Origin of the sequence: Sphingomonas radiodurans (assembly GCF_020866845.1) — a bacterium.
GTDB lineage: Bacteria > Pseudomonadota > Alphaproteobacteria > Sphingomonadales > Sphingomonadaceae > Sphingomonas > Sphingomonas radiodurans.
This window is the reverse complement of the sequence record NZ_CP086594.1, coordinates 2757558-2772250: the sequence shown is the minus strand read 5'-3', so window position 1 is coordinate 2772250 and position 14693 is coordinate 2757558. Positions and strand designations below refer to the sequence as shown.

The following is a 14693-nucleotide window of genomic DNA, read 5'->3' as shown; positions in this document are numbered from 1 at the left end:
TACTTCCTTCCTATATACCCCATAATGCCACCACCCCTCCCCACCCCGCTCGCCGACTGGTTCGACCGGCGGGGGTGGACGCCGCGGCGGCATCAGCTCGACATGCTCGCGCAAGGCCGCGCCGGTCGCCACGCGCTGCTGGTGGCCGCCACTGGCGCGGGCAAGACGCTCGCCGGCTTCCTGCCAACGCTGGCCGAGCTGATTGAGCAGCCCACCAAGGGTCTCCACACGCTCTACGTCTCGCCGCTGAAAGCGCTCGCGGTCGATATCCAGCGCAATCTCGTCGCCCCGATCACCGAGATGGGCGTCGACATCCGCGTAGAGACGCGCACCGGGGATACGCCGTCCGATCGCAAGGCACGCCAGCGCGTGAAGCCGCCGCAGATCCTGCTGACGACGCCTGAATCGCTCTCGCTGCTACTCAGCTACCCTGACAGCTTCACGATGTTCGAGGGTCTCCGGACGATCGTCATCGACGAGGTCCACGCCTTCGCCACCGGCAAGCGCGGCGACCTGCTCAACCTGTGTATGGCGCGGCTGCAGCAGATCGCGCCCGGCACGCGCCGCGTCGCGCTGTCCGCCACCGTCGCCGACCCCGACGGTTACCGCGCCTGGCTCGCGCCCGATGGGGACATTGACGCGGTTAGCCTCATCCTAGGCGATCCCGGCGTCGATCCCAACATCGCCATCCTGCTGCCCGAGGATCGCATACCCTGGGCGGGCCACTCCGGCCGCTACGCCGCGGCGCAGGTGATGGCCGAGATCGAGACGCACAAGACGACGATCGTCTTTTGCAACACGCGCAGCCTCGCCGAGCTGATCTTCCAGGATCTCTGGAAGGCGAATGAAATGCAGCTGCCGATCGGCATCCACCACGGCAGCCTCGAGAAAGAGGCGCGGCGCAAGGTCGAGGCGGCGATGGCCGACGGGCGGCTGCGCGCCTTGGTCGCCACCGCCAGCCTCGATCTCGGCGTCGACTGGGGCGATGTCGATTGCGTGATCCAGATGGGCGCGCCCAAGGGCTCGTCGCGTTTGCTGCAGCGGATCGGGCGCAGCAATCACCGGCTCGACGAGCCGTCCGAGGCGATCGTCGTCCCCGGGAACCGCTTCGAATATCTCGAGGCGCGCGCCGCACTCGACGCGGTCGAGGCCGGCGAGCTCGATACCGACGTGTTTCGCATGGGCGCGCTCGACGTGCTCGCCCAGCACGTGATGGCGTGCGCCTGCGCCGCGCCGTTCGACCAGGCCGCGATGCTCGACGAGGTTCGCTCGGCGCTGCCCTATTCGGCGCTGACCGACGACCTGTTCGACAAGGTGCTCGGTTTCATCCGCGACGGCGGCTATTCGCTGCGCGCCTACGATCGCTTCAAGCGGCTGACTCAAGGCCCTGATGGCCTGTGGCGCGTCAGCCACCCTAAGTTCATCGCACAGCATCGCCTGAACGCGGGTATCATCGTCGAAGCGACGATGCTCAAGGTCCGCTTCCGCAACGGCCGTGCACTCGGCAAGGTCGAGGAAGCCTTCGCCGCGACGCTAAGCCACGGCGACACCTTCTTCTTCGCCGGCATGAGCCTGGAGGTCGAGAAGATTGATCTCGAGGACCTGATCGTCCGCGCGACCGCCCGCCCAGCGCGCATCCCGACCTACGGCGGCAGCCGGATGCCGTTATCGACCAACCTCGCCGATCGCGTCCGCGGCTTCCTTGCGACGCCCGGCGAGTGGCCGCGCTTTCCTGACGACGTGCGCGAATGGCTCGAAATCCAGACGCGCCGCTCCGCGCTGCCGCGGCCGGATCAGCTGCTGGTCGAGACCTTCCCGCGCGAAGGCCGCAACTATATGGTCGCGTACAGTTTCGAGGGGTGGAACGCGCACCAGTCGCTCGGCATGCTCATCACGCGCCGGATGGAGACCGCGGGGCTCAAGCCGCTCGGTTTTGTCGCCAACGATTATGCCATCGCCACCTATTCGATCGACCCCGTCACCGATCCCGCGGCGCTTTTTTCGGCGGATATCCTAGAACACGAATTCGTCGAATGGGTGCAGCAATCGCATCTGCTCAAGCGCGCTTTTCGCGAAGTGGCGGTGATCGGCGGGCTGGTCGAGCGGCAGCATCCGGGCAAACGCAAGACCGGCAAGCAAGTCACCTTCTCGACCGATCTCATCTACGACGTGCTTCGCAAATACGAGCCCGGCCACATCCTGCTCGAAGCCGCCTGGGCCGACGCGCGCGCACGGATGACCGACGTTGGTCGCCTCGCCGGGCTGCTCGATCGCGCGGCGGATACGATGCTGCACATCGACTTGCCCCGCGTCTCGCCGCTTGCCGTGCCGGTGCTCGTGTTGATTGGCCGCGAGCGTGTCGCAACCGGCAGCGCGGATGACGCGCTGCTGATCGAGGCCGAGGCGCTGGCGATGGAAGCGATGCGGGTGGATTGAACGGGCACGCGCCGGCGAGCACCCCCCTCCGTTCGTGCTGAGGAGGTGCTGAGCCGAAGGCGAAGTGCCGTCTCGAACCACATGTCCTTCGAGAAGAGACTTCGACAAGCTCAGCCCTCTCCTCAGCACGAACGGGACCTGCCTCATGCTGCGCAGCAATTCCCTTTGACAAAGGTCCGCAACGGGCGCTTCGTCATCACATGAACCGTTGGCTGGCCTTGCCCCTCCTCCTGCTCGCCGCGAACACCGCCGACCCGCAGCCCGTGCCTGCGCCGGTGCCGATCACCGAGCCCGAACTCGTCTCGCTGGCCGATCAGTTCGCCTTCGGACACAATGGTGCGCGCATGACCGTGCCGGTGCAGATCGCCGGCGCCGGGCCGTACGAATTCATCATCGACACCGGCGCGCAACGCACCGTCATCAGCCGCGAGCTTGCCGGGAAGCTTGGCCTCGCCGGCGGCCGCACTGTGCGGCTCACGGGCATGACCGGAACCGAGAATGTCGGCACCGTCATCATTCCGTCGATCTCGGTCAGCACGCTCGGCGGCGAGCGGATCGAGGCGCCGGCGCTCTCTGCGGTGCATCTCGGCGCCCCTGGCATGCTCGGCATCGATGCGCTCCAGGGCCACGCGCTCGCGATCGACTTCGACAATCAGCGCATGACCGTCTCGCCTGCCCGCCGGCGTGGGCAAACGGTGCGCCGGGCGCCCGACGAGATCGTCATCCAGGCCAAGAGCCTGTTCGGCCAGCTCGTCGTCACCGATGCGCGCGTCAACGGCCAGCGCGTCCGCGTGATCCTCGACACCGGCAGCGCCGTGACGATGGGCAACATGGCGCTGCGCAACCGGCTCGCGCGGCGCAGCAAGGTCGTGCCGATCTCGCTGATCAGCGTCACCGGCGGGGAGCTGACGGCGGATTACGGCTCGATCAAGTCGATTGAGATCGGCAGCATCTCGATCAACGACATGCCGATCGCGTTTGCCGACGTGCCGCCGTTCCGCGTCTTTGGGCTCGAGAAGAAGCCGGCGATCATGCTCGGGATGGACACGCTCAAGCTGTTCACCCGCGTCCAGATCGATTTCGCCAACCGCGAACTGCGGCTCAGCCTGCCGCGGAACATGCGGCGGGGCTGAGCCTCGCCACTTTAGTCCCGTTGTAAGGGCAGCTCTCAATACCGCCCCGCAAGCCGTTGCGCCGCGCCATTTTCCCTGCAACCATCGGCGCTCGCCATAACAGGGAGAGCGGAATGCGGTTCATGGTGCGGAGTTTGGCGGCAGTGGCCGCGCTGGTCCCGATCGCGGCAGAGGCGCAACAACGGCCCGATCAGAAAGCCTTCTTCGCGCTCTACAAGGAACTGGTCGAAACCAACACCGTCGTCGGCCAGGGCAGCTGCACCCGCGCATCGCAGCAGCTCGCCACCCGCATGAAGGCCGCCGGCTATGCCGACAGCGCCGTCACCCTCTTCAGCGTGCCCGACCATCCCGAGGACGGCGGCATCGTGGTGACGCTGCAAGGCACCGACGCCGCGGCCGGCCCGATGCTGCTGCTCGGCCACCTCGACGTCGTTGCCGCCAAGCGCGAGGATTGGGTGCGCGATCCGTTCAAGCTGATCGAGGAAGACGGCTTCTACTATGCCCGCGGCACCGTCGACGACAAGGCGATGTCGGCAGTGTGGGCCGATACGATGATCCGCTTCGGCCAGGAGAAATACCGGCCGAAACGCACGATCAAGCTAGCGCTAACCTGCGGCGAGGAAACCACCTACGCTTTCAACGGTGCGCAATGGTTGGCCGACAACCGCCCCGAGCTGGTTCGCGCCGAATTCGTCCTTAATGAGGGCGGCGGTGGGCGGACCGAGACCAATGGCAAGCGTCAGGCGCTCGCGGTGCAGGTCGGCGAGAAGGCGGCGCAGAACTTCACCTTCGCCGCGACCAATCCCGGCGGGCACAGCTCCGCGCCGACGCCGGATAACGCGATCTACGAGCTCGCCGACGCGATCAAGGCAGTGCAGGGCTACGAATTCCCGATCAAGTTCACCGACACGACGCGCGCCTTCTTCGGCGCCACGTCAAAAGCACTTCCGGCGCCGATGGGCCCGGCAATTACCCGCCTGCTCGCCAACCCGGCCGACAAGGAAGCCGACGCAATCGTCAGCCGCGACAAGACGCTGCATTCGAGCCTGCGCACCACTTGCGTTGCGACGCTCGTCAACGCCGGCCATGCTGAAAATGCACTGCCGCAGCGCGCAACCGCCACGGTCAATTGCCGCATCTTCCCTGGCGAGAGCGTCGACGGCACGCTGGCCAAGCTGAAGGAACTCGCTGGCCCGAAGGTCACGGTCACCGCCAACCAGCCCGTCCGCCCGATCGCCGTGCCGCCGCCGCTCGATCCCAAGATCATGGGTCCGCTGACGACGCTTGCCGCAAAGCATTTCCCCGGCGTGCCGCTGGTGCCCATGATGTCGACCGGCGCGACCGACAGCGTGTTCTTCGGCACGCTCAAGATGCCGGTCTATGGTGTGCCGGGGATCTTCCTCGAGCCCGATCTCAATGGCATCCACGGACTCAACGAGCGGATCCGCGTAACCTCGCTGTATGAGGGCCGGGATTATCTGTTCGACCTGACGAAGGCGCTGGCAGGGTGAGTGCCCGATGATTCGTCACCCCAGCGAAAGCTGGGGTCGTTCGGTTACTTGGTACTCCAACGCCACGAGATCCCAGCGTTCGCTGGGATGACGGCGGAGGAGGTCTGGGAAGGTGCCGGTTACCGCCCCACCCAATCCGCCACTTCGCCCGCCACCTTGTTCGCCGCCTCGTTCAATGCCACGCCGACGGGCGCAGGCTCGATCAGAGACACCGGCACGCGCGCCTCGAAGCGGCGCTTTTCCAGCGCGCTGCCCTCGTCGCGCACCAGCGCCGCATCATACGTCACCACCGCGCTCGACGAGGCGGCATCCACCCCGAACATCCGCAATTCGCCCGACAGCCGCGCGCCGGGATCGGCCAGCGACTGCGCGCCCGATAGCGCCACGCGCCCGGTCCGCGCCGATACCGTATCCGACAGCAGCCGCGCGAACAGCCGCGCCGGCGGCTCCACCCACAGCGCATCCTTGACGTAGGCGATGTCGGTCGCGCTCGCCTGCACCGGCACGCGGTTGTTGGCGAGCGCTTGCGGCACCACTGGCACCTGGATCGATATCGTCCGCGCACCGGCCGAGCTTTGCGCCTGACCCACCGCGACTTGCTCCGTCGCCGTCAGGCTCAGCAGCGACGCGGGCGGCTTGTCACCGAAGCTGATGCAGCCGGCGAGCGGCAGCGCGGCAAGACCGATCAAAAGCTTCTTCATATCACTTGCCCTTATAGTCCGGCAGCTTCTGCTGCCCGATCAGCGAGCCTGCGCCCTGACGATCGACCTTCTCCGCTACGGAAGCCAGTGCCGCGGACATCTGCCGCAGATCGAGAACCAGCTGGTTGACCTCCGGAATGGTCCGCTTCGAGAAGGTCTGCAGCCCCGGCCGCGCGTCCTGGATCGCGCCGTTCAGCGTATCCGCGCTTTGCTTGGCCGAACGGATCGTATCGTTGAGGTTGGCGATCGTCGGCTTCACGTCCTCGGCCAGGATGCCGTTGGTGGTCGCCGCGAGCGCACCGATCTGCTCGGAGGCCACGCCCGCTTGCTGGATCGCGACCCGCGTCTGCGCCAGCGTCGCTGCAATCTCTGGGCCGCGGTCGGCCAGCGCGTCGGTCAACCGATTGGTATTCTCGAGGATGCCCGCGATCGACGCCTGGTTACGATCGGTCAGCAAGCCGGTCAGCCGCTCGGTCAGCGTCGACAGCCGCTCCAGCAGCTGCGGCGCCGAATTCAGGATCGCGCCGATCCCGCCGGTCCGCGTCGGGATCACCGGCACGCCATACGGGCATTGGCTCGCCATATCGTTCTCGGGGCAGATGATCGGCGGGGCGCCCTTGCGCGCGCCATCCAGGCTGATCGTGCTGGTGCCCGTGAAGCTGCCCTGCACCGTTGCCGCGGTGCCCTGCAGAATAGGCGTCTCGTCGTTCACGCTGATGCGCACGCGCACGAATTGCGGATCGTTGCGCCACAGCTGGATAGATTTCACCTGGCCGGACGGAACACCCGAATAGGTTACCGCCGAGCCCTTCGCCAATCCGTCGACCGCTTGCTTGAAGAAGATGTCATACTCCTTCTCGGTCGTGCTGCCGAGCCGCGCGATCCACACCGTGAACAGCGCCAGCACCGCCAGCAGGATCAGCACGACGGCGCCGACAAGGACGTGGTTGGAACGGGTTTCCATCAATCAGCCCCTGACTTCATCTGCTTTTGGGCGTGCGCCGTCTGATGCGCTTCCTGCGTCGCGACCGCAGCGCGGCCGCGCGGGCCCCGGAAATACTCCTGGATCCACGGATGATCCAGCGCGAGCAACTCGTCGATCGTGCCGATCGCGATCACGCGCTTATCCGCCAACACCGCGACGCGGTCGCAGATGGCGTAGAGCGTGTCGAGATCGTGCGTAATCAGGAACACCGTCAGCCCCAACGTCTTCTGCAGCGACTTGGTCAGATCGTCGAATGCCGCCGCGCCGATCGGGTCGAGCCCCGCGGTCGGCTCGTCGAGGAACAGCAATTCGGGATCGAGCGCCAGCGCCCGCGCCAGGCCGGCGCGCTTCTTCATACCGCCCGAAAGTTCGGCCGGATACTTCGGCCCCGCATCCGCCGGCAGCCCGGTCATCACCACCTTGTACGAGGCAATCTCGTCGAGCAGCGAGAGGTCCAGCTCGCGGTAGAATTCGCGCAGCGGGACCTGCACATTCTCCGCCACCGTCAGCGTTGAGAACAAAGCGCCGCCCTGAAACAGCACGCCCCAGCGCTTGCGGATCTCAAGCGCGTCGGTTTCCTCGCGATGCAGCGTCGGCTCGCCGAACACCATCACTTCGCCCGCCGCCGGATTCTGCAGCCCGATGATCGATCGCATCAGCACCGATTTGCCGGTGCCCGATCCGCCGACCACGCCCAGGATCTCACCGCGTCGCACGTCGAGATCGAGGTTCTCGTGGACCACTTGATCGCCGAACGCGTTCTTCAGCCCGCGCACTTCGATGATGTTTTCGGAGGTCTCGTCGATCGCCATCAGATCCACCCGATCCAGGCGAAGAACATCGCGAAAAATGCATCGAGCACGATGACGAGGAAGATCGCTTGCACCACGGCCGAGGTGGTGCGCGTGCCAACCTGCTCGGCGTCACCCTCGACCTGCATGCCCTGGAAGCAGCCCGCAACCGCGATGATCGCGCCGAACACCGGCGCTTTGATCAGGCCGACGTAGAGATCGGTGATCGGCACAACCTCGCGAATGCGGGCGATGTACGTCACCGGCGGAATATCGAGCTGGAGCCAGCAGAGCAGCCCGCCGCCGATGATCGCGATCAGCGAGGCGTAAAAGCCAAGCAGTGGCATCAGCACGATCGCCGCGATCGTCCGCGGCAGCACCAGCGCCTCCATCGGCGAGACGCCGATCGTGCGCATCGCGTCGATTTCCTCGGTCAGCTTCATCGTGCCGAGCTGCGCCGCGAACGCCGATCCCGACCGCCCCGCGACCATGATCGCGGTCATCAGCACGCCGAGTTCGCGCAACGTGATGCGGCCGATCAGATTGATCGTGAACACTTCGGCGCCGAACTGCCGCAGCTGCACCGCGCCCTGCTGCGCGATGACGATGCCGATCAGGAAGCTCATCAGCCCAACGATGCCGAGCGCCGAGACGCCGACCACTTCGAACCGCTGGACCGTCGCATTGAAGCGAAAGCGGCTCGGATGGCGACACACGTTGAAAAAGGCGATCACCGTCGCACCGAGGAACCCCAACAGGCCCATCATCGTACGCCCGGAAAGAACAACCGCTTCCCCGACCTCGCCAAGCACGCGATTGAACGGGCTCACATGCGCCGCGCGCATCGGCGCCGCCTCGTCGCCGCGCTGCACCTGTTCAAGCAGATGCTGCTGCTCGGGGTTCAACCCCTCGATCGCAGCGCCATTCTTTTTCGCGAAGCGGTGAACGATCCAAGCGCCGATCGTGTCGATCCGGTCGATCCCGGACATGTCGATCCGCGACACCGGCGTGCCGAAGCCATCGAGCCGCTTGGGCAGATCGCCGATGCGCGCCAGCGACAGGTCGCCTGTGAAGCGCAGCGTGCCCTTGTCTTCGCTGAAATCGGCCAGTGCGCCCATCATGCCCCCATTGCGGGAATCCCCGCCTGACAGCAAGGCGAACGTGCATTCGGCTTATTCGCTCGCGGACGCATTCAGAGCGCCACATCAACGGTATGGATGCCCAAGCCCACCAAGCCGCCCACCAGCGTCCCGTTGATCCGGATGAACTGCAGATCCTTGCCGACGGCATGTTCGAGCCGCTGGGTGATCGTATTGGCGTCCCAGCCGCGCACCGTCTCGGACACCAGCCCGACGATGACGTCGCCGTAGTCGGCCGCCGCACCCACTGCGACGCGGCGCATGAAGCGATTGATCGTGTTGCGCAGCCGCACGTCGCGCTCCAGCGTTTCGCCGAGCTGGCGCAGCATCTCGCCCATCTTGCCCGCGAGCAGCTTCTCGGGATCACGCGCCATCCGCAGCATCGCGTGGCGCGCCTGTTCCCACAGGCCGTTGATCCAGCCCTGCATCGCCGGGTTCGCAAGCAGCGCTAGCTTCAGCGATTCGATCCGCTCACGCATCTCGGGCTTGTGCTGCAGATCGGCCGCGAGCGTCACTAAAGCTTCTTCGGCCTTCGCGCGCATCGGGTGATCGGGCTGCTCCGCCATGTCGGCCAGCATCTTGTCGAGCCCGTCGATGATCTTGTTCGAAAGCGTCTCGTCGAGCCCGGTCCAGCGCAGGATCGCGCCCGCGCGCTCGTGCACCATCGCGCGCACCATGCCGTCGTTCGCGTCGAGCACTTTGCGCGCCCAGACGATGATCCCGTCGAGCAGCGGCAAATGGCGGTTCTCCGCCATCGCCGCCTCCAGTGCGCGGCCAAGCATCGGTGACAGGTCGATCGCGCGCACCTGCTGCACCATCGCGCCGCGCACCATGCCACCGAGCCGCTCCTGATCGAGCGACTGCAGCACTTCGACCGCCAGCCGCGAGGCACCGCGCGTCACGCGCTTGCTGCCGCCGGTAGGATTGGCCAGCCAGCGGCCCGCCGCGCTCGCGACGTCCATCCGCCGCATCCGCCGTGCGACGACGACGGGGATCAGGAAATAATCGCGCAGGAAGCTCGCGAGCTGGTCGCCGATCCGATCCTTGTTGCGCGGGATGATCGCGGTGTGCGGGATCGGCAGCCCCAGCGGATGCCGGAACAGCGCCGTCACCGCGAACCAGTCCGCGAGCCCGCCGACCATCGCCGCCTCGGCGAAGGCGCGCACGAAGCCCCAGGCGGCGTGGCTCGGCTCCATGGCCCGCGCCGCCAGGAACAGTACCGCCATCGCCACGAGCATGCCCGTCGCGATCATGCGCATCCGCACCAGCCCAGCAGGCGGGCGTATTCTGGATGGGCGCCGCAACGCGTTGGAGATCATGAACCCGACAATCCCCGACAGCGGGGATAGTTCAAGCTCGTTTCACGCCACGGTTCACGCAAACGCCTCCGCATCGCCCCGAATGGGCATCATTCCGCCGGCACGTCGCCTTCGCGAAAGCCGATCCGGCCAGCCGGCGCGGGCAGCGGCCCGCCGCCGGGCTTGTGATCGATCAGCCTGCCGTCGTCGCCGGGGCGATACGTCAGCAGCTTGCGACCCAGCCACGGCCCGATGCGCCGCTCAATCCCCACCGCCAGGCTGAACGCCGCTGGCACGATCACCAGCGTCAGCACGGTCGATACGGTCAGCCCGCCGATCACGACGATCCCCATCGGCGCGCGCCATGCGCCATCGCCGGTCAGCGACAGCGCCGTCGGCACCATGCCGGCGACCATCGCCACCGTCGTCATCACGATCGGCTGCGCACGCTTGTGCCCGGCATCGACGATCGCGTCGTAGATCGGCACACCGCTGTTCATTTCCTCGAGCGCGAAGTCGATCAGCAGGATCGAGTTCTTCGCGACGATGCCCAGCAGCATCAGCAGCCCGATGAACACCGGCATCGACAGCGGATTGCCGGTAATCGCCAGCGCCATGACGCCACCCAGCGGCGCCAGCAGCAGCGAGCCCATGTTGACCAGCGGCGGCAACAGCCGGCGATACAGCAGCACCAGCACCGAGAAGACGAGGAACACACCGGCGAGCACCGCGAAGACGAAGTTGACCAGCATCTCCATCTGCCACTTCGCCTGGCCGACGCTCATCTTCTGCACGCCGATCGGCAGATCCTTCATGATCGGCAGCGCATTCACTCGGGTCATCGCCTCGGACAGCACGAGGCCTGGCGCGAGGTCTGCGCCGATCGTCAGCTGGCGCTGCTGGTTCAGGCGATTGATCTTCGTTGGCCCCGAACCGAAGCCGATGTCGGCGATTACCGACAGCGGCACCGAACCGCCGTTCTGCGTCTGCACCGGCAAGTTGCGGATCGTCGCCATGTGCGAGCGCGAGGATTGATCGAGCGCGACACGAATCGGGATCTGGCGATCGTTCAGCGAGAAACGCGCGCTGTTCTGGTCGATATCCCCCAGCGTCGCGATGCGGATCGCGCTCGACAGCGCACTCGTCGTTACGCCCAGATCTGCAGCAAGATCCAGCCGGGGCTTGATCACGATCTCGGGCCGGTTGAGGTCGCCGGCGATGCGCGGGGCGAGCAGCCCTTGCATCTTGGCCATCTCGCCGACGATCTTGTCCGCGGTCTGGCGCAGCAGCACGGGATCGTCGCCACCCAGCGTCACCGAAACGTCGCGGTTGTTGTCGCCCCAGCCAAATTGCGACTGGAAGTTCACTCGCGCGTCGGGGATCTTGGCCAGCTCGGGCGCCAGCGCGCGCTCGAACTCGGTCGACGTCTTGGCGCGCGCGCTGCCTTCGCTGTCTCCGCTGAAGAACGCGCTCATCCGATCGCCGAACGAGGGCTTCTCCCTGAACTGCACCGTGACGCGGCCGTTGCCCACCGCGGCGCGCGTGTAAACCGTCTCGGCTTCGGGCTGCTTGCGGATCAGATCGTAGACCTTGTCGACGGTCGCTTGCGTCTGCGCGAGCGTCGTGCCCGGCGCCATCGTGATGGTGACGGTCGAGCGTTCCTGGTCGGTCGATGGCTGGAACTGCATCGGCAGCGACGCGAAGCCGAACACCGTCATCGCGAACGCGACCACGCCAAGCCCGATCGTCCACACGCGATGATCGCGGAAATAGCCGGTCACGCGGCGGAAGCCGCCCCGCGCGCGGATCGCCATCGAGCGACCCGGCTCGAGCGTCCAGCGCAGCACGGCCATATAGACGTCCATCAGACGCCCTTCGCCGTGTGCCTCGGGGCCGGCCGACTTCAGGAAATACGCCGCGATCATCGGCGTGATCAGGCGCGCGACCGCGAGGCTCATCAGCACCGCGACCACGACCGTCAGGCCGAAATTCTTGAAGAACTGCCCCGACACGCCCGGCATCAGGCCGACCGGCAGGAACACCGCGACGATCGCCATCGTCGTTGCGAGCACCGCGAGGCCGATCTCGTCCGCCGCGTCGATCGACGCCTGATAGGCCGATTTGCCCATCCGCATGTGCCGCACGATATTCTCGATCTCGACGATCGCATCGTCGACCAGCACACCCGCGACCAGGCTCAGCGCCAGCAGCGTCATGCTGTTGAGCGAGAAGCCCATCATGTCCATGAAGAAGAACGCCGGGATCGCAGACAGCGGGATCGCAAGCGCCGAAATCACGGTCGCGCGCCAGTCCCGCAAGAACAGGAACACGATGAACACGGCGAGCACCGCGCCCTCGATCATCGCGTGAATCGCGCTCTTATACTGCTCCAGCGCGTACTTCGAACCGTTGATGCGCAGCTGGAACTGCACCTTGGGGTTGCGCTTCTGCAGCGCTTCGAGCTTCTTCTCCGCCTCCTTGAAGACGGTAACCTCGGAATAGCCCTTCGCGCGCTTGAAATCGAAGCTCAGCACCGGCCGGCCATTCACGCCCGCTGCGGTGCGCTGCTCGGCATAAAGATCGCGCACGACGCCAAGGTTGCTCAGCTTGACGGTACGCCCGTCGCCGACCGCGATCTGCGTCTGCCCCAGATCATATGCGTTGCGCGCATTGCCGAGCACGCGGACGGACTGTTCGGCCCCCGCAATCTCGGCGCGACCGCCAGCGGCGTTCAGGTTCACCTGCCGCAGCTGCTGGTTGATCTGCGATGCGGTGAGACCATAGGCCGCGATCTTCGTCGGATCGAGGATCACGCGAATCTCGCGATCGACGCCGCCGTTGCGCTCGACGCCGCCCATGCCCTCGACGCTCAGCAACTCCTTGGTCACCGTATTGTCGATGTACCAGCTCAGCTGCTCGATCGTCATGTCGGTGCCAATCACCGAATAGCTGCCGAGATCGTCGTCGTTGATCTTCACGCGGCTGATCTGCGGCTCGAGGATGCCCTCGGGCAGGTTCGAGCGGATCTGCGTGACGGCGTCGCGCACTTCGTTGACCGCCCGATCAACTGGCGTGCCGATGTCCAGCTGGATCATCGTCGTCGAATTGCCTTCGCTGACGAAGGACTGGATCTCATCGACGCCTTCGATAGTCCGCACCGCCGCCTCGACGCGCTGCGTGATCTGCGTCTCGAGTTCGGTCGGCGCCGCGCCGGGCTGCGTGATTTCCACCGCGACCGCCGGGAAATCGATGTCCGGCTCGCGATTGACGTCCATCTGGATGAAGCTGACGATTCCTGCGATCGTCAGGATGACGAACAGGACGATCGACGGCACCGGGTTGCGGATCGACCATGCCGAGATATTGCGGAAATCCATCGCGTCAGCCTCCGCTATTGGCCACTGCGGCCTTCGCCATTACCGGCGCGATCTTCTGCCCGGGGTTGAGGAACGCGCCGGCCGAAACGACCACGCGCTCGTTGCCTTCGAGCCCGCTCGCCACTGCTACCGACGTATCGCTCACCGTCCCCAGGCGAATGTCGCGGCGCCGCACGACATTGCCCTGATCCGCGACGTACACGAAATTGCCCTTGTCGTCGCTCATGATTGCCGACTGCGGCAGTTCCGGCACGTTCGCGGTACCACCGACGATGTTCGCCGAGGCGAAGCCGCCCGGCCGCAGCGCCGCATCATAGCTCAGCGCGATCCGTGCGATGCCCTGCCGTGTGGCCGGATCGATCACTGGCGACACTTGCCACACCTGCCCGTCGAACGACCGAGAATCGCCGACCGGCGTCACTTTCGCGCGCGCGCCCGACCGCAGCGTTACGAGATCGCTTTCGGCGAGCTGCGCACGCATTTCCATCTCGCCGCCCTTGGCCATGCGAAACAGCGTGCCCGAGGCCGAGCTGATGATCTGACCCGGCTCCACCTGCCGCGTCAGCACCAGCCCGGCGGCCGGCGCGCGGATGTCGAGCCGACCGTTGCGGGCGCGCTGCTCGGATGCAGTCGCTTGCGACACTTTCACGCGCGCCGCAGCCGCGTCACGCGTCGCGATGCGGCGCTGCACGTCGGCCTGGCTGATGAAGCCGCGCCCGACCAGCTGCTGCGCGCGGTCGAGTTCGGCCTGCGCCAGCGTGAGATCCGCCCGTGCGACGGTCACCTGGGCGGACAAGCTTTCTGCGGTCTGCGTTTGGACCGAGCGGTCGACCGTCGCGAGCACTTGCCCCGCGCGCACCCACTGCCCCGGCTCCACCAGCACGCGCGTGACCATGCCGCCCTCGCCCGCGACGCCGACCGGCATTTCGCGACGCGCCGCCAGCGTCCCGGTCGCGGTGATCTCACGATCGACCGCAGCGCGGCCCGGCACCACCACCGTCACGCTCGGCGCTTGATCGGATGCCGCGCCCTTCGGCGCCGCGTCGTCGCCGCGCGTGAAAAACCACGCCGCCGCGGCGATCGCAGCAATCACGACGACGGCGATGATCAGCATGCGCCGGCGACGGCGTGCGCCGCCGTCGTCGGGTGCTTCGAGCACCAGCGTGTCGCCTTGCAGATTGCCGGCTTCGTAATTCATGCGCCTGTTCATCCCGTCCCGATCGCGCGATGCGACCGCCCGCTGTTCTCGTCGCCAGCTGTATTATCGAAATAAGTCACCGGGCTCAAGGTCCGGCAGCCTCTCGTCGCGCGATTGGCAGATT

At 66.3% G+C, this 14693-nt stretch carries 10 protein-coding genes; 3 read left to right on the top strand and 7 right to left on the bottom strand.

All coding sequences use genetic code 11. From position 1 onward, the window contains the following. Window positions 1-24: 24 nt before the first annotated feature. The 3 genes from LLW23_RS12990 (at window position 25) to LLW23_RS12980 (ending at window position 5080) form a co-directional block, all read left to right on the top strand. Window positions 25-2436: a ligase-associated DNA damage response DEXH box helicase gene (locus LLW23_RS12990; RefSeq protein ID WP_228945931.1), complete on the top strand. Its 2412-nt coding sequence runs from the start codon at window positions 25-27 to the stop codon at window positions 2434-2436. 200 nt (window positions 2437-2636) lie between these two features. Next, window positions 2637-3569: a retropepsin-like aspartic protease gene (locus tag LLW23_RS12985; RefSeq protein WP_228945930.1), complete on the top strand. Its 933-nt coding sequence runs from the start codon at window positions 2637-2639 to the stop codon at window positions 3567-3569. 113 nt (window positions 3570-3682) lie between these two features. Continuing rightward, on the top strand, window positions 3683-5080 hold the full coding sequence (locus LLW23_RS12980; protein ID WP_228945929.1) for a M20/M25/M40 family metallo-hydrolase: 1398 nt from the start codon (window positions 3683-3685) through the stop codon (window positions 5078-5080). Window positions 5081-5199: 119 nt separating this feature from the next. On the opposite strand, the gene LLW23_RS12975 is transcribed toward LLW23_RS12980, so the two are convergent. The 7 genes from LLW23_RS12975 to LLW23_RS12945 form a co-directional block, all read right to left on the bottom strand. Further along, window positions 5200-5781: an ABC-type transport auxiliary lipoprotein family protein gene (locus LLW23_RS12975; protein WP_228945928.1), complete on the bottom strand. Its 582-nt coding sequence runs from the start codon at window positions 5779-5781 to the stop codon at window positions 5200-5202. Between the two features lies 1 nt (window position 5782). Next, on the bottom strand, window positions 5783-6745 hold the full coding sequence (locus LLW23_RS12970; RefSeq protein ID WP_228945927.1) for an MlaD family protein: 963 nt from the start codon (window positions 6743-6745) through the stop codon (window positions 5783-5785). Continuing rightward, a complete protein-coding gene (locus LLW23_RS12965) occupies window positions 6745-7578 on the bottom strand; it encodes an ABC transporter ATP-binding protein (RefSeq protein ID WP_228945926.1) in 834 nt (277 codons plus the stop codon). The genes LLW23_RS12970 and LLW23_RS12965 overlap by 1 nt, the downstream gene beginning before the upstream one ends. Then, a complete protein-coding gene (locus LLW23_RS12960; protein ID WP_228948580.1) occupies window positions 7578-8675 on the bottom strand; it encodes an ABC transporter permease in 1098 nt (365 codons plus the stop codon). Before LLW23_RS12960 ends, LLW23_RS12965 begins: the two co-directional genes overlap by 1 nt. Before the next feature lie 74 nt (window positions 8676-8749). Further along, window positions 8750-9955 carry a DUF445 domain-containing protein gene (locus LLW23_RS12955; RefSeq protein ID WP_228945925.1) on the bottom strand — a complete coding sequence of 402 codons (1206 nt, stop codon included), beginning with the start codon at window positions 9953-9955 and terminating at the stop codon, window positions 8750-8752. Between the two features lie 149 nt (window positions 9956-10104). Continuing rightward, window positions 10105-13371: an efflux RND transporter permease subunit gene (locus LLW23_RS12950; protein ID WP_228945924.1), complete on the bottom strand. Its 3267-nt coding sequence runs from the start codon at window positions 13369-13371 to the stop codon at window positions 10105-10107. 4 nt (window positions 13372-13375) lie between these two features. Then, the gene (locus LLW23_RS12945; protein ID WP_228945923.1) at window positions 13376-14569 is read right to left on the bottom strand and encodes an efflux RND transporter periplasmic adaptor subunit; all 1194 of its coding nucleotides are present in this window, start codon (window positions 14567-14569) and stop codon (window positions 13376-13378) included. Between the last annotated feature and the right edge of the window lie 124 nt (window positions 14570-14693).